Raw genomic sequence first — 21382 nt, 5'->3', positions numbered from 1 at the left:
AAGCTGTGTTGAAAATTGTAAAATTGTTTAATAATAAAAATATCAATATTTTGTATAAAGTTTAACATTTTTTCTCCTAAATAATTTATTTGACAGAGTAAAAAATATAGGGGCAAATAAATTTAATCAAATTTTTAATTAACAAAAAAGAGGAAACCAGTTACAATATAATCGCCAAACTCTATTGAAAGGTGGTTCCCTCTATGATTAGAATATCAGATTTTTCCTCACTTGTAAAGACTTTTTTTAAAAATATTTTTTCCTTCAGGCTTCCGTTTGAGCAGCAGTTTAAGCTGTTTGTCTCAAAGGCCTTTGAAACGCTGTTTAGAGTTTATGTCAAAAGAGTTGATGATGCCTTTTTCCATTCCGATGAAAGAAAAGATAAATTTAAAAGCAAAGGATTTGTTAAAAGAACTGTTACTACTGCTTTCGGGCATGTCACTTTTGAACGTCGAAAATATGCAGACAAGAAAACAGGCATTCACTACTACATTGATGAAAAAATTGGGCTTAAGCGGTACAGAAGGCTTTCTGAGGAGCTGATTTTTACTATACTTTTTGAGTATCAATATGCTACGGCTTCATTTCTTGCAAAGACTTACGGTGTTTCAAGGGCTACTGTGTACAATCTTGTCAATTCTTTTGAAATGCCGAAACTTGATATTGAAAGATTTGAAAGGGATGACGATTCGCCAGTATATATGGAGATTGATGAAGACCATATGAAGTGCAGAAGAAGTAAAAACACATATATGAGGATGGTTTCAATACATCGTGGAATTGAGGAACTCTGCAGGGACAGAAACAAACTTATTGACAAACACACAATAATGTTCCCTGCATCCGTATCCCTTGAGGAAGTGTCGGAATATGTGCTTAACTATCTTGAAAAGAGATACAATATGGACAAGAAGAAGCTGATTGTGAACTCTGATGGGGGGAATATGGATAGACAGCTTTGCAGGGGAGCTTAGGATTTACAATCCGATACACATTTATGACAAGTTTCATCTAGCAAAAGCTATAGTTGAAATTTCCAAGAAGGACAAGGGAATATCAAAAAATCTTTACAGGTGGCTTGAGAAAGATAACTTTGCAGGACTTGAAAATTTTTATGAGAATTTCAAGGAAAAGGAGAATGTGAGCCAGAGAAGAAAGGAGCAGATGAAGATGCTGCTTAACCAGTATGAGAAGATAAGAAGGATATATACTGAAGAGGATTACATAGGCTCAAGGACGGAAGCCCTTGTGTCCCACGAATGCTCAAGATTTTTGTCAAGCAGGCCGAAAGCGTTTTCAAGAAGGAAGATAAAGGCAAGAGCGTTATACCACACTTTCTTTGCAAACTATGGAAAAAACAGGGAAAAGGCGTATGAACTGTACTTTAGCGGCAAAAGAACGAGTTCACTAGAAAAGGTAATAGAGATGGAACGCTTGCCAGAAATTGTTAATGAAACAGGAAAAAGCACAAACATTCCATATTTGAGAGGAGGAGAATGTCCGATTAGGGAAGTTTTGAAAGAAATATCACAAAGTAAAATATTTTAAAAAAAGCAGTCAAAAAAGATTTGTTGTGGTATTTAATGACCGCCCCTATATTTTTTACTCTGTCAATTTATTTTTAGGGATATTATATATGAAAAATTTTAAAAAACAAAGAGAAAAATAAAATAAATAAAACAGTCAAGCAAAGAATCCTGAATAAAACCTTGTTTGACTGTATTTTTTGTTTAGCCTGTTTATTTTGCAACGTTTAAACGTTCAGCGTGATGAGATTTTCCGTGTAAATGATGCTTGTAGTTGAATAATAATGCTGTGCAGATAATTGTAACTACACTTGCGATTAAAGTACCGTAAAACTCAATAGTGTGAACAGGCACATTTTTGAAAAATCTTACAAATCCTTCTGGAGCGATTATGATATAAGTTGTAACAACCATTGTCATAAACATTGAAGGAATTAATGCGAATAAGAATGGTTTTCCTTTTTTAACAAGCCATACTGTTGCAGTCCATAATGAAACTGCCGCCAAAGTTTGGTTTGCCCATGCAAAATATCTCCAAATAACGTTAAAGTCAATAGTTGTTAAATAAATACCAACGACAAATAAAGGTATTGCAATTAAAAATCTGTTTTTTATTGGAGCCTGTTTAATTTTGAAAATATCAGCAATAATTAATCTTGAACCTCTAAAGGCAGTATCTCCCGAAGTAATAGGACAAGCAACGACACCTAGTACAGCTAGAAATGCCCCAAATACACCGAGCAATTGAACAGATGCTTTATTTACAACAACTGCAGGAGTTCCGGCAGCGGCAAGTTCCTTAATTCCACCAAAAACTGTCATCGCAGCGGCAGCCCATACTAGCGCAACTACACCTTCTGAAATCATGGCACCATAAAAAACTTTTCTTCCTTCAGTTTCATTTTTTAGGCAACGTGCAACCATTGGGGATTGAGTAGCATGGAAACCGCTTACTGCACCGCAGGCTATTGAAATAAATAAGTAGGGAAACATTGAAGTTCCTTTAGGATGCGGATTTCCTTTAAAAATTTCAGTAATTTCAGGAATTGCAAAAGCACCTTTAAATTGCCCGTAAATTAACATTGTCCCAATACCAATCGCCATAAATAACAATGCAAAACCAAAGATTGGGTAAATTTTGGCAATGATTTTATCAAGTGGGAGAATTGTTGCTAAAATATAATAAGCAATTATAATAATTGTAAAAGTCATGGCACTTACACCCGGAATTAAATTGTGAAGAATATCAGCAGGTGATTTTATAAATACCACTCCAACTAAAATAAGTAAAACAATTGAGAAAACTCTCATAATCTGCTGCATGACAACACCTAAATTTTGTCCGACAAGTTCTCCAATACTGCTTCCCTTATCCCTAAGCGAAAGCATACCAATCAAGAAATCGTGAACTGCTCCTCCAAATATACATCCAAAAACAATCCACAAAAATGCGGCTGGTCCCCATAAAGCACCTGCAATCGCTCCAAATATCGGTCCTGTTCCGGCAATATTTAAGAATTGAATCAAAAATGCTTTTGGAGTGCTGATTTGCACATAATCGACACCGTCGTAATATTCAATTGAGGGTGGTGTTCTATCAGGTTCTATTCCAAAAACTTTTTCTACAAATTTACTGTAAAATGCGTAACCCAAAATAAGAGCAACTATTGCTAAAATAAAAGAAATCATAATGAAAACCTCCTAATAACTTTATATAAAAAATTTAAAAATTATTCTATTAATAATATAATAGCCTGATTTTATAAAAAAACAAGTATATTTTTAAAAAATTTAATAAAAATATAATTGTTAATTACAAAATTATGTATTAAACATAAAGTAAAAAAGATAAAAACAAAGTAAGTAAGAGGTCTGTCTCATAAGATAAATAAAATTATCAAATCATAAATTTTATTTATTTTACTATATTTTTTAAATCAATAAAAATAATATCTTTTGCTTTTTATGCTTTTTACAAAATATATAATATTTATTAATAAAATTATTTTTAACTTATGAGACATCCTTTTTTTTGAAAAAAGTATAATTATTTAGTATTATTTCTTATATTTAAAATAGTGGATTAGCTGTAATTTGTTTAATAAGAGTCAAAACTCTTTATTGCTAAGATAATTAAAATATAATTTCCTTTTTTTTAAATAAATAGATCTAGTATAAAACACTTAAAATATAGTATTTAACATAAATCTTTAAATCAAATTTTACAGTATACTAAAAAATTTAAAAAAGTAGTTGACAAATAATCCCTTTTATGATAATATATATCTTGTCGATACGAAAATGTATCATGGACAATAGAGATATTAATAATGTAAAGAAGCAATTAAGTGTATAATCAACAAGTCAAGCATCTTGAAAAAGATGGCGTCAAGACTAATTAGGTGAAATTTAAATATATAAGAATATATTGAATGAAGAGTTTGATCCTGGCTCAGGATGAACGCTGACAGAATGCTTAACACATGCAAGTCTTTGGCGAAGCTGTGCTTGCACAGCCTAGCCAAGGCGGACGGGTGAGTAACGCGTAAGGGACTTGCCCTGCAGTCAGGGATAACAGACGGAAACGACTGATAAAACCTGATAAAGTCAGGCGGACTCATGTCCAGCCTGATGAAAAGGAATGCTGCAGGAGAGCCTTGCGTCCTATTAGCTTGTTGGTGGGGTAACGGCCCCACCAAGGCGATGATAGGTAGCCGGCCTGAGAGGGTGGACGGCCACAAGGGGACTGAGATACGGCCCTTACTCCTACGGGAGGCAGCAGTGGGGAATATTGGACAATGGGGGCAACCCTGATCCAGCAATTCTGTGTGCACGATGAAGGTCTTCGGATTGTAAAGTGCTTTCAGCAGGGAAGAAAAAAATGACGGTACCTGCAGAAGAAGCGACGGCTAAATACGTGCCAGCAGCCGCGGTAATACGTATGTCGCGAGCGTTATCCGGAATTATTGGGCATAAAGGGCATCTAGGCGGCCCTGTAAGTCTAGGGTGAAAACCTGCGGCTCAACCGCAGGCCTGCCCCGGAAACTACAGGGCTAGAGTGCTGGAGAGGTGGACGGAACTGCACGAGTAGAGGTGAAATTCGTAGATATGTGCAGGAATGCCGATGATGAAGATAGTTCACTGGACGGTAACTGACGCTGAAGTGCGAAAGCTAGGGGAGCAAACAGGATTAGATACCCTGGTAGTCCTAGCTGTAAACGATGATTACTGGGTGTGGGCATGAAGAGTGTCCGTGCCGAAGCAAATGCGATAAGTAATCCGCCTGGGGAGTACGGCCGCAAGGCTGAAACTCAAAGGAATTGACGGGGACCCGCACAAGCGGTGGAGCATGTGGTTTAATTCGACGCAACGCGAGGAACCTTACCAGATCTTGACATCCTGCGAAGGCCTGCGAGAGCAGGCTGTGCCTCCGGGAACGCAGAGACAGGTGGTGCATGGCTGTCGACAGCTCGTGTCGTGAGATGTTGGGTTAAGTCCCGCAACGAGCGCAACCCCTATTGCCAGTTGCCATCATTAGGTTGGGGACTCTGGCGAGACTGCCTGCGAAGAGCAGGAGGAAGGCGGGGGTGACGTCAAGTCATCATGCCCCTTATGATCTGGGCTACACACGTGCTACAATACCGGCACAGAGAGCTGCAAGGCGGCAACGCCAAGCCAACCTTCAAAGCCGGTCCAAGTTCGGATTGAAGCCTGCAACTCGGCTTCATGAAGCTGGAATCGCTAGTAATCGCAGATCAGCAATGCTGCGGTGAATACGTTCTCGGGTCTTGTACACACCGCCCGTCACACCACGAGAGTTGTCTGCACCTGAAGCTGCCGGTCCAACCGCAAGGGGGAAAGCATCTAAGGTGTGGATAGTGATTGGGGTGAAGTCGTAACAAGGTATCCGTACCGGAAGGTGCGGATGGATCACCTCCTTTCTAAGGAGCGATAAGCACTGCTTCTTTATGTATCTTATGGGCGTGTAGCTCAGGTGGTTAGAGCACTGTGCTGATAACGCAGGGGTCGCTGGTTCGAGTCCAGCCATGCCCACCATAAGATGTCTTGGGGATATAGCTCAGTTGGGAGAGCGCTGCCCTTGCAAGGCAGAGGTCAGCGGTTCGAACCCGCTTATCTCCACCAATATTATTATTTAGGACAATGGGAAATGAATAGTAGGTAAAAGATTATAACTGAACTGGAGTAAAAAAAGTTATTCTGGATAAAAAAGCTAGAAAGGGCACACGGAGGATGCCTAGGCAACAGCAGCCGACGAAGGACGTGATAAGCTGCGATAAGCCGGGAGGAGATGCACATAATCGCTGATCCCCGGATTTCCGAATGGCAAACCTGCATGCCTGGAGGGCATGCGTGAAACGGCAAGCCTGCGAACTGAAACATCTAAGTAGCAGGAGGAAAGGAAAGTAAAAACGATTCCCTGAGTAGCGGCGAGCGAACGGGGAAAAGCCTAAACCGTGCCAGTGCCAAGCGGACAGCGTTGCTGGCACGGGGTTGCGGGACTTCCATTAACGGATTGTCATAATGTTTAATCTGCATATGTAAGTGGAACCAGCTGGGAAGCTGGACCGAAGAAGGTGAAAGTCCTGTAGAACATAAAGCGTATGTGGAGACTGGAAGCACCCGAGTAGCGTCAGGCACGAGGAATCTGGCGTGAATCAGCGTGGACCAAATCACGCAAGGCTAAATACTGCTGTTGACCGATAGTGAAGAGTACCGTGAGGGAAAGGTGAAAAGAACCCTGAGCAAGGGAGTGAAACAGAATTTGAAACCGTGTGCCTACAAACGGTAGGAGCCCGTTCCGGGTGACTGCGTGGATTTTGGTTAATCATCCTGCGAGTTATGGCTGGTGGCAAGGTTAATAGACGGAGCCGAAGGGAAACCAAGTCTTAACAGGGCGACAAGTCGCCGGCCATAGACGCGAAACCTAGTGATCTAGGCCTGTCCAGGCTGAAGCTGAGGTAAGACTCAGTGGAGGGCCGAACTCACCGCCGTTGAAAAGTTGGGAGATGAGGCAGGTCTAGGGGTGAAAAGCCAATCGAACTAGGAGATAGCTCGTTCTCCGAAATGCATTTAGGTGCAGCCTTGAACTGAGATATGTGGGGGTAGAGCTCTGTATGATCTAGGGGGCGTACTGCTTACCGAAATCAAGCAAACTTCGAATACCATATATTATGTTCAGGAGTGAGTCCGTGGATGACAAGGTCCTCGGACGAGAGGGGAACAGCCCAGACCGCCAGCTAAGGTCCCTAATTATGTCTAAGTGGGAAAGGAGGTGGACATTCATAGACAACCAGGAGGTTGGCTTAGAAGCAGCCATGCCTTGAAAGAGTGCGTAATAGCTCACTGGTCGAGAGTGCCTGCGCCGAAGATGTAACGGGGCTAAGACATAAACCGAAGCTGCGGAAGGTACCTTGTATCTTGGTAGGAGAGCGTTCTGTAGGCCGTCGAAGGGATGCCGCAAGGCCATCCTGGAGGTATCAGAAGCGAGAATGCAGGAATGAGTAGCGAGAAGGCGGGCGAGAATCCCGCCGGCCGGAAGTCCAAGGTTTCCAGGGGAAGGCTTGTCCGCCCTGGGGAAGTCGGGACCTAAGCATAAGCAAAATTGTGACGGCGAATGGAAAACAGGTTAATATTCCTGTACCGCTGTTATCGCTTGAGAGACGGAGTGACGCAGGAAGGTATGTGAGAAGGCTGACGGTTTAGCCTTTCTAAGGGCCCAGCGTGGGCGCGCAGGAAAATCCGCGCGCCTAGACGTGAGACCTGACGGGGAAGTGCATTTGCATAAGTCGCAGATCCTACACTGCCAGGAAAAACTTCTATCGATGAGAAGCAGCGCCCGTACTGTAAACCGACACAGGTGGACAGAGTGAGAAACTTAAGGCCGACAGGATAACTCTAGCTAAGGAACTCTGCAAAATAGCCCCGTAACTTCGGGAGAAGGGGTGCCTGACATACCTGAAGAGAGAGACGCTCCCAGGGGAAACAGGCCGCAGTGAAGAGTCTCAAGCAACTGTTTACCAAAAACACAGGTCTATGCTAAGCTGAAAGGCGACGTATATGGGCTGACACCTGCCCAGTGCCGGAAGGTTAAGAGGAGGGGTGAGAGCTCCGATTTGAAGCCCCGGTGAACGGCGGCCGTAACTATAACGGTCCTAAGGTAGCGAAATTCCTTGTCGGGTAAGTTCCGACCTGCACGAATGGTGAAATGATTTGAGAGCTGTCTTGGCTGGAGACCTGGTGAAGTTGTAATGCCGGTGAAGATACCGGCTACCTGCAGTAGGACGGAAAGACCCCGTGGAGCTTTACTGCAGCCTGGCATTGGGTTCTGGCAGTGTGTGTATAGGATAGTTGGGAGACTGTGATGCAGTGGCGTCAGCCATTGCGGAGTCGCTGTTGGAATACCAACCATATGCTGCCGGAATTCTAATCTGGCAACGGAGACAGTGCTAGGCGGGCAGTTTGACTGGGGCGGTCGCCTCCCAAAGAGTAACGGAGGCGCTCAAAGGTTCCCTCAGGCTGGATGGAAATCAGCCTGAGAGTGCAAACGCATAAGGGAGCTTGACTGCAAGACTGACGGGTCGAGCAGGTACGAAAGTAGGAGTTAGTGATCCGGCGGTTCCGCATGGAAGGACCGTCGCTCAACGGATAAAAGCTACCCCGGGGATAACAGGCTGATACTTCCCAAGAGTCCATATCGACGGAAGTGTTTGGCACCTCGATGTCGGCTCGTCTCATCCTGGGGCTGGAGAAGGTCCCAAGGGTTGGGCTGTTCGCCCATTAAAGAGGCACGCGAGCTGGGTTCAGAACGTCGTGAGACAGTTCGGTCCCTATCCACTGCAGGCGCCTGAATACTGAAAAGATCTGACCTTAGTACGAGAGGACCGGGTTGGACAGACCTCTGATGCATCAGCTGTCACGCCAGTGGCACGGCTGAGTAGTCACGTCTGGCACGGATAACCGCTGAAAGCATCTAAGCGGGAAGCCAGCTTTGAGATGAGTATTCGCAGTATCCATAGAGAACATATGGTTGATAGGCTGGGGGGGTGCAAGTGCAGCAATGCATTCAGCTGACCAGTACTAATATTACGTCTGCTTTTAAGGTGATCTTTTACTTCTGCTATTTATTTCTCATTGTCTTGATAGGCAGCATATATATCCAGTTTGGTGATGATAGCGACAGGGATACACCCGGTAACATTTCGAACCCGGCAGTTAAGTCTGTTAGCGCCTAAAATACTTGGACTTGTCCTGGGAAGATAGGCGGTTGCCAAACTTTTTTGAATATGTGTGTCTCCGTAGCTCAGCTGGTTAGAGCATCTGACTGTTAATCAGAGGGCCGTTGGTTCAAGTCCAACCGGGGACGCCATTTTTTTTATTTTATGAGAAATTTTATAAATAAAGATACGAGGTTATTTATGTATGATTTTACAGTATGTATTGTAACATATAATACACCAAAAAGTGATTTAGAAAAAATAATTAAATGTTTTCAAAGTATTAACTTGAATTTTAAATTATGGATTTCGGATAATTCAGAAACAGATGAATTGAAGAATTTTTTTGAAAATATTGGTGATGCCAGAATAGAATATATTTTTAATGATTCTAATAAGGGGTTTGGAGCTGGACATAATGTTATTATTAACAAATTAATTAATAACTCTGAAATATCAGAATTTCATTTAATTATTAATGCAGATATTTATTTTGAAAAAAATGTGATTGAAAAAATTATTGAATATATGAGAGATCATAATGAAATTGGACAAATAGGACCCAAAATTAGAGATTTTAAAAGAAAATTTAGTTATACTTGTAGATTGTTTCCAACACCTGTAAATCTTATTTTTAGAAGGTTTTTGCCATTTAAGAACATTGTTGAAAAAATGAATTATGATTATGAAATGAAATGGGCAAATTTTGATGATATAATGGAAGTACCAATTCTTTCAGGGTGCTTCATTTTTTTGAGAGTCTCTGTATTAAAAGAAATTGGTGGATTTGATGAACAGTATTTTATGTATATGGAAGATTATGATTTATGTCGAAGAATTGGGGAAAAATATAAAGTCATTTATTATCCAAAAGTTGAAATATTTCATGAGCATGAGAAAGCTTCGTATAAGTCAAAAAAACTAATGATATTACATATGAAATCGGCGATTAAGTATTTTAATAAGTGGGGATGGTTTTTTGATAAGAAAAGAAAAATAAAAAATAGAGAATGTATGGATAAATATAAATGTAATTAAAATTATTTAAAATTTAGAAAATAGAGTATTTAATAAAAATATTAAAATTTTTTGAAAATTTAAAAGAATACTAGAAATTATTGTTATTAAAATGTTATAATAATAGAAAATTATGTTGATATTATAATTTTATAAATGAAAAAATATAACTTATAGGCGATTGTAAAAGTAATAATACAAAAATTTAACTAAACACAGTATTTTAATAAAAATATTAAAATTTTACTGTAAAAATACTGGATAAAAAATAGTAAGAATTAGAATTATAAAAGCATTATAATTATTTGAAATTTTAAACTTTTACAAATGACTAATATAACTTAAAAAAGGAGATAAATGTCGTGAAAAAAAAGATTTTTTATAGAATAGTTTTGTTTACATTAATTGGAAATACAATATTTGCTGCAGGAAAAAATGAAAAAAGAATAACTCCTCAACAATTTGAAAATGGTGTAATTGAGGCAAAAGAAAAGCTTGAAAATAATTTAAATAAGGCTGAAGAAAGTGTAAAAACTAAAAGAGGTAAATTAAATAAGTTTATTTCTAAAGTAAAAGGTAAAAGCTGGAAATTAGTTTGGGATGATGAATTTAATGGAGATTATTTAGACAGTACAAAGTGGGCTTACTGGGAGAATGGAAATCCTTGGAATGCAGGGAATTATATTGATGAAAATGGGAAATTAGTAAACCAGTATGGATTTGATGCAAAACACTATTACTTGAGAGATAATGTTAAAGTTGAAAATGGAAATATGGTTATAACATTGAAAAAGGAAAATGATAAAAAGGTAAATGTGGATGGTATTGAAAGAAAAATTCTTTATAGTTCAGGAGCGATTCATACAAGAAACCTTTATAATGTGAAATATGGAAAAATTGAAATGAGAGCAGCTATGCCTAAGGGAATTGGAACTTGGCCTGCATTCTGGCTATGGCCTGAAGGATATTCTCAAGCTGATGGAAAACCTGCAATTGGTGAGATTGATATAGTGGAAACTGATGGCGGTGAGATGAATCGTGTTACAGGGACAGCGCATGTTTTAAGAAGTGACAATACTTATGAATCATTTGAAGGCAGTGACTATAAAATAAGTAAATGGTCTAAAGAGAAATTGACAAATTTCAATACTTATGCAGTAGAATGGGATGATAAGGAAATAAAGTGGCTATTTAATAACAAAGTATACAAAAGATTTAGTTACAAGGAATTAGAGAAAAAAGGGTTGCAAAATCCGTTTAATCAACCATATTTTATAATGATAAATGTGGCTTTGAGCAAAAAAACGGGAGAAGATGGAGATGTAGATTTTCCAACAGAAATGAAAGTTGATTATGTAAGAGTTTATCAGAAAAAATAATTCATACTAAACCCCATTTAAATAATGAATATATTATAAATCTTTTTAGTAGTTTAAACCTGATATTTATTTTCAAATAATTAAAATAAATATTTGCTTTTTAAACGGGGAATAGTATCGATTTAATTAATAAAAGTGAAAATAATTTAGGTGGAGAGAATCTTGTAAAAGAAATCTTTCTGCCTTTTTTTGTTTATTTTATATTTTTTTATAAAAAAACAGAATATTTTTGAGGTGAGTGTGTAAAAATTTTTGCGTGAATAGAGCAGTAAAGTATTGAATTTACTGGATTTATCTATTAGTTTACACAAAATTATAGACACACTCTATAAGAAATATATTTTATCCTTTTTATAAAGTCTGTAAGAATAGTATTTTTTAATTCTCTGGAATATATAAAATTTATGTCAAAAAAATCATTTTTTATTTATGAGAGACTCTCAATTTTATATAAAATAATTGGATTATTTTTTTATTCAAAATAATTTTTTGTTTTATCAAACTTTTGTTGAATTTTATCCTTTTCAGAAATTGTTAATTCGTCAGAATTTATTCCAAATTCTTCAAACTTCCAGTCAATATTTATTGTTTCATCATTCCACAAAATTCCACTATCATATTCTGGGGCATATAAATCTGTGCATTTATAAGTAAATTCTGTTTCATCTTCAAGTGTTAAAAAGCCATGTGCAAAGCCTTCTGGAATATAAAACATCAGTTTATTTTCGGCAGATAATTTTACCGCATGCCATTTTCCAAAAGTTTCGCTGTCCTTTCTCAAATCAACTGCCACATCGTAAACGCTTCCCTTTATCACACGTACTAATTTTCCTTGAGAGTGCTTTGTCTGGAAGTGAAGTCCACGTAAAACGCCTTTTTTAGATTTTGAATGGTTATCTTGAACGAAGTCCATTGTGAGTCCCAATTCTTCAAAAGATTTCTTGTTATAAGTTTCCATAAAGAATCCTCTTTTATCTCCAAAAATTTTTGGCTCAATTATTACTAAGCCTTTTATTGGGGTTTCTTTTATTGTAAAATTATTCATTAGTCTACTCCTTTTTTTATGAATTTAATTATTTATTTCCATACATTTCTTCGTAATACTTTTGATAATCTCCTGAAACTACTTCATTTACCCAGTCCTGATGTTCCAAGTACCATTTTACAGTCTTTCTGATACCTGTTTCAAAGTCTGTTTCTGGATACCATCCTAAATCTCTTGCAATTTTTGAAGGATCAATGGCATATCTCATATCGTGCCCAAGCCGATCTTGAACATAAGTAATTAAATCATAATTTATATTTTGCAAGTCAGTTTTTAAAACTTTTTTATATTCATCATTATTTTCAATTTCTTCTCTTAAAACATCAATAACTAATTTTACAATATTAATATTTTGCTCTTCGTTAAAGCCTCCAATATTGTAAATTTCATAAATGTCAGCATTTCTTAGAACCAAGTCAATTCCTTTACAATGATCCTCCACATAAAGCCAGTCCCTTACATTGTCCCCTTTTCCATAAACGGGCAATTTTTTACCCTCTAGCACATTCTTAATCATAAGTGGAATTAATTTTTCTGGAAAATGGTAAGGACCATAGTTATTTGAACATCTTGTAATATTTATTGGCATTTTGTAAGTTTCACCGTAGGCAATTACAATGTGATCTGCACTCGCTTTGGAAGCTGAATACGGGCTTCTTGGATCAAGGGTAGTTTTTTCTGTAAAGAAATTTTTTCCATAAGTTTTTAAATTTGTTCTATTTTTTACAACTTTTTTCACTTCCTCATCATCAATTACTAAGTCGATGGCTATGTCATAATCTTTTGACAAGCTTCCGTAAACTTCATCAGTTGAAACTTGTAAATATTTTACTCCATCCTTGTAAATTGGGTAGCCATTTTCATCTTTTGCAATAGTCCACGCTTTTTTTGCATTTTCCAAAAGATTTTGCGTACCAAGAATATTTGTTTCCAAAAAAATTTGCGGATTTTCAATAGAACGGTCAACATGCGATTCCGCCGCAAAATTCACAACAAAGTCAACTTCATTTTCAGAAAAGACTCTGGCAATTTCCCTTTGATCACGAATATCAACCTTTTCAAATTTTACTCTTTCATTCTTAATTTCATTGGCAATCGTGCCTAAATTTCCTGCATAAGTAAGCACATCGACCACAATTACTCTAATATCATCATCTTTGTATTTATTTAAAATATATTTTAAATAATTAGAGCCAATAAAGCCGGCAGCACCTGTCACTAAATATGTTTTCATATTTTCCTCCTAATTAATTACTGTAATTTACAGCTTTTTATTTATCATCACTAGATAAATTATACAATTTTTTTTTAGTTTTTTCCAAACAAAATTTTAATAAAATAGACTTGACTTAATAAAAAAAGGGTATATAATAGTAGTAAGAAATATTTTAATGAAAATTTAAAATTTAAAATTAAGGATGTGAATGAAATGCGTGTAATTATCTTAAAAAATGCTGATGAAGTGGCAAGATGGAGTGCTTATCAGATCACTAAAAAAATATTAAAATTTAAGCCTACAAGGGAAAAGCCCTTTGTGCTGGGACTTCCTACGGGATCTACGCCACTTGCGACTTATCGGGAATTGATAAATTTGTATAATAAAGGGATATTGTCGTTTGAAAATGTCATGACTTTTAATATGGATGAATATGTGGGATTAAAGCCTGAAGATCCGCAAAGTTATCACTATTTTATTAAATAGTGCAAGAACACTCGCAACTTTAGTCGTGAGACATGTACTCATAGGGTATGAATTGCACGAAGTTTTAGTAAGCATATAGGGAAACTTGTATGTAGACACGGAGCAAAACCGTGCAACAAAGAAACTGAATTGCTGGGAACTCTTAAAGCTAGTATAACCACAACATAATACCTAAGTGAGAATATGGTATAAGTGTGATGGTAGCGAAAGCAGAAAAAATATACTAGATGGTGTAAGGTTAAATCCTAAACATTATGATAATAGACAATCAGCAGCTAAGCCTGAAAAGGAAAGTTCAACGACTATCCCTCGTGAGGGGAGTACAATACAAGCGATTGGTATTGGAAGTGGTTTCGCCTAAGTCCTTGAAATAGGATATGGATAAGATATAGTCTGTGCTTGTTAGAGATAACAAGAAGTTCATAAGAGAACTGCATAAGTAGTAGCGTACTTATGTGAACGACGCTTCCCGCTGTTGTGGGGTTTTAAAAACTTTAAAAATATTTAAAAATAAATAAAAAATATTACTTTTTTGACAGATAAAATGTAGAATACATGGTATAATATCTCTGATGAAAAGGTGATATCTATGTATTTAACTTTAAAACAACAGGTAAAACATCTTAGTAAAAAAGAGTTTAGAAATTTAAAATATTTGTGCCATATAGCTAAAAATTTAAAGAATCAGGCTATATACAATGTTAGACAATACTATTTTAAAAATAAAAAGTATTTAAGTTATAACGAAAACTATAAAATGCTTAAAAATAGTGAGAACTATAAAAAATTAAATTCTAATATGGCTCAACAAATTCTAAAAGAAGTAGACGGAAGTTTCAAATCATTTTTTGGACTTTTAAAACTTGCTAAGAATGGTCAATACGATAATAAAAAAATAAAATTACCTAATTATCTTGCTAAAGATGGTTTTACAACTCTTGTTATAGGTTTTGTAAGATTAAAAGATGATATTCTGATAGTTCCTTATTCAAATTCATTTAGAAAGACACATAAGGAAATCGCAATAAAACTACCATCAGTATTAAAAGACAAGAAGATAAAAGAAATTAGAATAATACCAAAACAATATTCTAGGTACTTTGAAATTCAATATACTTATGAGGTAGAAGAAGTTCGAAGGGAATTAAATGAAAACAATGCACTAGGAATTGATTTAGGTATAGACAATCTATGTACTTGTGTAACTAATAATGGAGTTTCATTCATAATAGATGGTAGAAAATTAAAATCAATAAATCAATACTATAACAAGATAAATGCAAAATTACAAAGTATAAAAGATAAGCAAAAGATAGAGCATATAACATTAAGGCAAAAGAGAATAGCTAGAAAGAGAAATAATCGTATAGAAGATTATCTTTCAAAAGCAGCAAGAATAATTGTAAATTATTGTCTTAATAATGATATAGGAAAAGTAGTTTTAGGATATAATGAAGATTTTCAAAGAAATTCAAATATAGGAAGTATAAATAATCAAAATTTTGTAAATATACCATATGGAAAAATAAGAGATAAATTACAATATCTATGTAAACTAGATGGAATAGAATTTAAACTGCAAGAAGAAAGTTATACATCAAAAGCAAGTTTCTTTGATGAAGATGAAATTCCAATATATGATAAAGAAAATCCGCAAGAATATAAATTCAGTGGAAAAAGAATAAAAAGAGGACTATATCAAACAAGTACAGGTAAATTTATAAATTCAGATTGTAATGGAGCATTAAATATTTTAAAAAAAAGTAAAGTTGTGGATTTAAGTATCCTATACAATAGAGGTGAGCTGAACACGCCTAAAAGAATAAGGGTAGTGTAAAGCTATCAAACTTCTTAGAAAATTTTTAAATGTTTTTAAAGATTTTAGAACCCTGCGACTTTAGTCGTGGGAGGTTCAGGAATGAGAACTTTTTTAAGCATATTAATATAAAAAAAGAAAATATAAATATTCTAAATGGATGTGCTGAAGATTTAGAGGAAGAATGTCATAACTATGAGGAAAAAATAAAAAAATCTGGCGGGATTCAGCTGTTTTTAGGCGGAGTTGGAGAAGATGGGCATATTGCATTTAATGAGCCAGGTTCATCGCTTTCTTCGCATACACGTGATAAGGATTTAACTTATGACACAATTTTGGCAAATTCCAGATTTTTTGACAATGATATTGAAAAAGTACCAAAATCAGCTTTGACAATTGGTGTGGGGACACTTATGGATTCAAAGGAGGTTATGATCCTTGCAAATGGGTATAAAAAGGCTCGTGCGGTTTATCATGGAGTAGAAGGCGGAGTTAATCATCTTTGGACAATTTCGGCTTTGCAGCTGCATAGAAGGGCAGTGCTGGTAATTGATGAGATGGCGGCTTCGGATATAAAAGTTAAGACTTATAGGTATTTTAAGGAAATTGAAGCTAAGAATTTGGATTTAGAAAAATATAAAAAATATTTAATAGAATTGGCAAAATAAGTTTTATTAATTTTCTTATTGTTAATGAATGTTTTTCTATAGTTTTTATGTTTTTTCTTTTTTTCAAAGCAAGGGAAATCAATCGCCATTTCCCTTGTATCCCTGGCTTGTCTAAGTACTTTTTTGAAACAAAATTGAAACTCGCTTTTTGATAATAGTTATTTCATCTGTTTAAAGATTATTAAAAAGCTCAAACAGTCAATTTTATTCCAAAAAAATCACGATATTTTTAATTTAATTATAATAGTTGTTTTGAAAAAACATACTAAGTAGAATAAGAAAAAACAGTTATTAACTAAAATATTCTAAAATAAAAATAAAGAGAGGAGCTATTGTTAAGATGATTATAAAAAATGCAAAGATATTTGATGGGGAGAAGTTTATTGGGGAAAATGCGGTTGTTTTGGAAGGGAAATTTATAAGAAAGATAGTGGATTTTTCTTTGATTGATGAAAAAGAGCTGGAAAATCAGGAAGTTATTGATGTTGAGGGGATGGTTTTGTCGCCTGGATTTATTGATTTGCAAATTAATGGGTGTGGAGGAGTGCTGTTTAATGATGATATTTCTAGGAAAGCGTTGGAAATAATGAATGAAACTAATAAAAGATATGGGTGTACTTCGTTTTTGCCTACGCTCATAACTTCTCCAGATGAGAAGATAGAAAAGGCCATTGAGCTTGTGAAGGGAATGGAAGATAATGAGGAAATTGGAGTTTTGGGACTTCATATTGAAGGACCTTATATAAGTGTGGAAAAAAAGGGGATTCATCGTTCTGAATATATAAGAGTTTTGTCGGATGAGATGATTGAGAAAATAGCTAAGGCAGGACCAGAAGTTACTAGAATAATAACGATAGCACCTGAAAAGGCTAAAGTTGAACATTTGAAGAAATTGAGGAATGCTGGGATTAATGTGGCTATTGGGCATACGAATGCAACTTACAAAGAGTGTGTGGAAAAGAAGGAATATTATAATTGCGGAACGCATTTGTATAATGCAATGAGAGGACTGGATTCGAGAGAGCCTGGAGTTGTTGGATTTTTATTTAATAATGATACTACGAATTGCGGGATAATAGTTGACGGGCTTCATATAGATTTTGCTTCTGTGGAAATTGCTAAGAAGATAATGAAGGATAGACTTTATCTTGTGACAGATGCGGTGAGCCCTGCTGGAACTGATAATATGACAGAATTTATGTTTGAAGGAAACAGAGTTTTATATAGGGATGGAAAATGTATTTCTCCAGAGGGAACTTTGGGGGGATCTTCGCTTGTTATGATAAAAGGAGTACAAAATCTAGTGGAAGAAGTTTATATTTCGCTTGAGGAAGCACTTAGAATGGCAACTTCCTATCCTGCTGAAGCGGTGGCTATTGATGAAAAATATGGATTTATAAAGGAAGGTTATTTTGCAGATTTGACGTATTTTGATGAAAACTTTAATGTGAAGGGGATAATAAGCAAAGGGAAATTGACTAGATATTAAGGATATTTGTATAATAAAACTTAAAATTTTAGGAAAAAATTTTTAAAATTGTAAAATATAAGTGGAAAAATTTGAAAAAAAGTTTGTTTTTTGTTATACTTTAATTGAAAAAAAGTTTGATAAAAAATTACTTTAAAACGGAGGAGAGTTTTTTTGTATATTTTTTATTTTGCTAGCTTACTTGTGGCTTGTAATTTGAAAATTATGTGGTTATCAGGCAAGTTTATTATGAAACTGCTTCAAAATCAAGATATTAAATTGAAATTACGAAGATTTATTTTTGTTTGATTTTAAGGTTGTATTACTATGTATAAATAAAAGTTTTTTGATTTTCAAAAAATTTAGGAAATAAAATTGTATTAGGAAATTGTAAAAGTAATGGGTATAAAATTTAAGTAATGAGTTTAAAATCTCTTGCTAAAAAATTGAAATAGAAGATTAAAACTGAGAAAACCTTTATTAATGGAATTTTATAAACTTTTACAAAGGACTAAAATAAAATTGTATATTAAGGAGATAAAAAAGAATGAAATTAAATTTTAGCTATCAATTTGCAAAAAATTTTTTTAACGAAAATGAATTAAAACAAATTAAGCCTTATGTGGAATTGGCAAATGAAGTATTAACTTCAAAAACTGGAGCAGGAAACGACTTTTTAGGATGGGTTGACTTGCCTGAAACTTATGATAAAGATGAATTTGCTAGAATTAAAAAAGCGGCTGAAAAAATTAAAAATGATTCAGAAGTTTTAGTTGTAATTGGAATTGGAGGGTCATATTTAGGAGCAAAGGCTGCAATTGAATTTTTATCGCACAGCTTTTACAATAACTTGCCAAAAGATAAAAGAAAGACTCCTGAAATTTACTTTGCAGGAACAAATATGAGCGGTGTTTACTTGCAACATCTAATAGAAGTTGTTGGAGACAGGGATTTTTCAGTAAATGTAATTTCAAAATCTGGAACTACAACTGAGCCTGCAATTGCATTCAGAGTATTCAAAAAAATACTGGAAGAAAAATATGGAAAAGAAGAAGCTGCAAAAAGAATTTATGCTACAACAGATAAAGCAAAGGGAGCATTAAAAACACTTGCTACAGCTGAAGGATATGAAACTTTTGTTGTACCTGACAATGTTGGAGGAAGATTTTCTGTATTAACTGCAGTAGGACTTTTACCAATTGCTGCGGCTGGAATTGATATTGACGACTTAATGGCTGGAGCAAAAGATGCGATGAATGACTTTACAAACAAAAATATGGATGAAAATCAAGCTTTACAATATGCAGCTGTTAGAAATATTTTACATAGAAAAGGAAAAGACTTGGAATTAATGGTAAATTATGAGCCAAGAGTTCACTATTTGGCAGAATGGTGGAAACAATTATTTGGAGAATCTGAAGGAAAAGAAGGGAAAGGACTGTATCCAACTTCAGCAGATTTTTCAGCTGATTTACACTCATTAGGTCAGTATATTCAACAAGGGCAAAGATTATTTTTTGAAACAGTAGTTTCTATTGGAAAACCTGAAGTGGAATTTGTTATTGAAAGCGACAAGGAAAATCTTGATGGATTGAACTTTATTGCTGGAAAAACATTAGATTATGTAAATAAAAAAGCAACTGATGGAGTAATTTTAGCACACGTTGATGGAAATGTACCTAACCTGGGGATAAATATTCCTGAAGTAACTCCTTATCATTTGGGGTATACATTCTATTTCTTTGAAAAAGCATGTGGAGTAAGTGGATACCTTTTAGGTGTAAATCCATTTGATCAGCCAGGAGTAGAAGCATATAAGAAAAATATGTTTGCATTATTAGGAAAACCAGGATATGAAGAAGCTGGAAAAGAATTGGAAAAGAAATTAAAAGAAGTTAAGTAAATTTGATATTTAGATAAATAAAATTAAATAAATCGAAAAATTAATTTAGTTTGGAAAGAAGGTGGCTGATTCGGGATATTTTTTCAAGCCACCGTTTTTTTTTGTTATTTTTTATTTAAATGTTGGATTTATTAGCTCTGTTCGATAACCACGCAAAATTAGATTTTAATAAAATAAAAAAGCTTAGGTTGTCGAATATATCTATTATGTCTTTATTATAATTGAAACTTTGGGAAAGGAAGTAAAATGACAAAGGAAAATTTGTGGAAAAGTTATACAGATGAACAAAAAAAAGTAATATTTGAATTTGCTGAAGACTACAAAAAATATTTAGATTTGGCAAAAACTGAGCGAGAATTTGTGGATCTGACAGAAAAAGAGCTTATAAAAAATGGATTTATTGATATTAATAAAAAAAGTGAATTGAAAAAGGGGGATAAAATCTATTTTAAGAATAGAAATAAAAATATTATTGCGGTAATTATCGGAAATGATATAAAAAACGGGATTAATATGATTGTTTCCCACGTGGATTCTCCAAGACTGGATTTAAAGCCCAATCCAGTAATGGAAGATGAAGAATTTGCACTATTGAATACACATTATTATGGTGGAATTAAAAAGTATCAATGGGCTGCGACTCCATTGGCATTGCACGGCGTTGTTTTTCTAAAAAGTGGAGAAAAAGTTTCACTTTCAATTGGAGAGCATGATGATGAGCCTGTATTTAGTGTGCCTGACATATTGCCGCATTTGTCGTATAATGTGCAGGATGAAAGAAAGGCAAGGGATGTAATAAAAGGTGAAGAATTAAAATTGTTATTTGGGAATATGCCTGTAAATGATAAAAATGTAAATAAAAAAATAAAACAGTTTGTGCTTGATAAATTGAAAAAAGATTATGGAATAGAAGAAGATGACTTTTTTACTGCAGAGCTAGAAGTTGTGCCTGCTGGAAAATTGCGAGATGTGGGGCTTGATCAGAGCATGATTGGAGGGTATGGACAAGATGACAGAATTTGTGCATTTACTTCACTTAGGGCTTTGCTTGAAATAAAGGAAACTAAAAAAACTGTTATGATTTATTTGACAGATAAGGAAGAAATTGGAAGTGAAGGTTCGACAAGTTTGAAATCAACATTGCCTGAATATATTGTAGGAAAAATGCTTTTACTTACAGAAAAAAACTATAATGATCAGATATTAAGGGAAACTTTGTGGAATTCTAAAGCCTTGTCGTCAGATGTTACTGCTGCGATGAATCCAGTGTTTAAATCTGCCCATGATGTTGAAAATGTGGCACGGTTATCTTATGGACTGGCATTTGCTAAATATACTGGAAGCCGTGGAAAATCTATGGCAAATGATGCTGATGCTGAGTTTATTCAAGAAATAAGACAGATATTTGATAAAAATGAAATTAAATATCAATCGGGTGGATTTGGAAAAGTTGATGAAGGTGGAGGAGGAACTGTTGCGAAGTTTTTGGCTTACTACGGAATTAGAACGATAGATGCAGGACCAGCGCTTTTATCAATGCACTCTTTATTTGAAATTTCATCAAAAGCGGACTTGTATGAAACATATAGGGCATATAGAGTGTTTTTTGAACTAAATTAGGGA

The 21382-nt window shown here is 35.1% G+C and carries 9 protein-coding genes, 3 tRNA genes, 3 rRNA genes and 3 pseudogenes; 15 read left to right on the top strand and 3 right to left on the bottom strand.

The window, feature by feature from the left end; translation table 11 throughout:
• Positions 1–203: 203 nt before the first annotated feature.
• Positions 204–1548: pseudogene (locus FVE73_RS10145) on the top strand (ISLre2 family transposase).
• A gap of 191 nt (positions 1549–1739) precedes the next feature.
• On the opposite strand, the gene FVE73_RS10140 reads toward FVE73_RS10145, so the two are convergent.
• Positions 1740–3215, bottom strand: coding sequence for a carbon starvation CstA family protein (locus FVE73_RS10140; RefSeq protein WP_018499568.1), 1476 nt, complete (start codon positions 3213–3215; stop codon positions 1740–1742).
• Between the two features lie 740 nt (positions 3216–3955).
• Between FVE73_RS10140 and FVE73_RS10135 the strand changes: the two genes are divergently transcribed.
• The 8 genes from FVE73_RS10135 (at position 3956) to FVE73_RS10100 (ending at position 11157) form a co-directional block, all read left to right on the top strand.
• Positions 3956–5467: ribosomal RNA gene (locus FVE73_RS10135) — 16S ribosomal RNA — on the top strand.
• Between the two features lie 38 nt (positions 5468–5505).
• Positions 5506–5582: transfer RNA gene (locus FVE73_RS10130), tRNA-Ile, on the top strand.
• An 11-nt stretch (positions 5583–5593) separates the two neighbouring features.
• Positions 5594–5669: transfer RNA gene (locus FVE73_RS10125), tRNA-Ala, on the top strand.
• Between the two features lie 81 nt (positions 5670–5750).
• A 23S ribosomal RNA gene (locus tag FVE73_RS10120) occupies positions 5751–8646 on the top strand.
• 61 nt (positions 8647–8707) lie between these two features.
• Positions 8708–8820 (top strand): 5S ribosomal RNA (gene rrf / locus FVE73_RS10115).
• Together the 16S, 23S and 5S rRNA genes with 3 tRNA genes alongside form the textbook arrangement of a ribosomal RNA operon.
• A gap of 16 nt (positions 8821–8836) precedes the next feature.
• A tRNA-Asn gene (locus FVE73_RS10110) sits at positions 8837–8913 on the top strand.
• A 49-nt stretch (positions 8914–8962) separates the two neighbouring features.
• A complete protein-coding gene (locus FVE73_RS10105; RefSeq protein WP_026239113.1) occupies positions 8963–9799 on the top strand; it encodes a glycosyltransferase family 2 protein in 837 nt (278 codons plus the stop codon).
• Positions 9800–10140: 341 nt separating this feature from the next.
• Complete coding sequence (locus tag FVE73_RS10100) at positions 10141–11157, top strand: glycoside hydrolase family 16 protein (RefSeq protein WP_018499461.1); 1017 nt, start codon at positions 10141–10143, stop codon at positions 11155–11157.
• 472 nt (positions 11158–11629) lie between these two features.
• Here the strand turns inward: FVE73_RS10100 and rfbC are convergent, their stop codons facing one another.
• Together rfbC and FVE73_RS10090 are read right to left on the bottom strand one after the other, a co-directional pair.
• Complete coding sequence (gene rfbC / locus FVE73_RS10095) at positions 11630–12202, bottom strand: dTDP-4-dehydrorhamnose 3,5-epimerase (RefSeq protein WP_018499460.1); 573 nt, start codon at positions 12200–12202, stop codon at positions 11630–11632.
• 28 nt (positions 12203–12230) lie between these two features.
• Positions 12231–13436, bottom strand: a complete 1206-nt coding sequence (locus FVE73_RS10090; protein WP_018499459.1) for a dTDP-glucose 4,6-dehydratase — start codon at positions 13434–13436, stop codon at positions 12231–12233.
• 195 nt (positions 13437–13631) lie between these two features.
• Here FVE73_RS10090 and FVE73_RS10085 point away from each other — a divergent pair.
• The 6 genes and pseudogenes from FVE73_RS10085 to FVE73_RS10060 form a co-directional block, all read left to right on the top strand.
• Positions 13632–13898: pseudogene (locus tag FVE73_RS10085) on the top strand (glucosamine-6-phosphate deaminase); the annotation flags it as partial.
• A 595-nt stretch (positions 13899–14493) separates the two neighbouring features.
• Positions 14494–15741 carry an RNA-guided endonuclease InsQ/TnpB family protein gene (locus tag FVE73_RS10080; RefSeq protein WP_146997867.1) on the top strand — a complete coding sequence of 416 codons (1248 nt, stop codon included), beginning with the start codon at positions 14494–14496 and terminating at the stop codon, positions 15739–15741.
• A 74-nt stretch (positions 15742–15815) separates the two neighbouring features.
• A pseudogene (gene nagB, locus FVE73_RS10075) lies at positions 15816–16388 on the top strand (glucosamine-6-phosphate deaminase); the annotation flags it as partial.
• Between the two features lie 340 nt (positions 16389–16728).
• Entirely contained in the window at positions 16729–17877 is a 1149-nt protein-coding gene (nagA, locus tag FVE73_RS10070) for an N-acetylglucosamine-6-phosphate deacetylase (protein ID WP_018499183.1), read from the top strand.
• Between the two features lie 526 nt (positions 17878–18403).
• Positions 18404–19759, top strand: coding sequence for a glucose-6-phosphate isomerase (locus tag FVE73_RS10065; RefSeq protein ID WP_018499185.1), 1356 nt, complete (start codon positions 18404–18406; stop codon positions 19757–19759).
• Between the two features lie 246 nt (positions 19760–20005).
• Positions 20006–21379 carry an aminopeptidase gene (locus FVE73_RS10060; RefSeq protein ID WP_018499186.1) on the top strand — a complete coding sequence of 458 codons (1374 nt, stop codon included), beginning with the start codon at positions 20006–20008 and terminating at the stop codon, positions 21377–21379.
• The last annotated feature ends 3 nt before the right edge of the window (positions 21380–21382 follow it).

Origin of the sequence: Leptotrichia wadei, from assembly GCF_007990545.2 — a bacterium.
GTDB lineage: Bacteria > Fusobacteriota > Fusobacteriia > Fusobacteriales > Leptotrichiaceae > Leptotrichia > Leptotrichia wadei.
The sequence above is the reverse complement of the archived record's forward strand: the minus strand, read 5'-3'. Positions and strand labels throughout refer to the sequence as shown.

Excerpts from the sequence above, each read along its gene's own strand:
- FVE73_RS10140 (WP_018499568.1), bottom strand. The coding sequence starts at position 3,215 with ATGATTTCTTTTATTTTAGCAATAGTTGCTCTTATTTTGGGTTACGCA.
- FVE73_RS10105 (WP_026239113.1), top strand. The coding sequence starts at position 8,963 with ATGTATGATTTTACAGTATGTATTGTAACATATAATACACCAAAAAGT.
- rfbC (WP_018499460.1), bottom strand. The coding sequence starts at position 12,202 with ATGAATAATTTTACAATAAAAGAAACCCCAATAAAAGGCTTAGTAATA.
- FVE73_RS10090 (WP_018499459.1), bottom strand. The coding sequence starts at position 13,436 with ATGAAAACATATTTAGTGACAGGTGCTGCCGGCTTTATTGGCTCTAAT.
- FVE73_RS10080 (WP_146997867.1), top strand. The coding sequence starts at position 14,494 with ATGTATTTAACTTTAAAACAACAGGTAAAACATCTTAGTAAAAAAGAG.
- nagA (WP_018499183.1), top strand. The coding sequence starts at position 16,729 with ATGATTATAAAAAATGCAAAGATATTTGATGGGGAGAAGTTTATTGGG.
- FVE73_RS10065 (WP_018499185.1), top strand. The coding sequence starts at position 18,404 with ATGAAATTAAATTTTAGCTATCAATTTGCAAAAAATTTTTTTAACGAA.
- FVE73_RS10060 (WP_018499186.1), top strand. The coding sequence starts at position 20,006 with ATGACAAAGGAAAATTTGTGGAAAAGTTATACAGATGAACAAAAAAAA.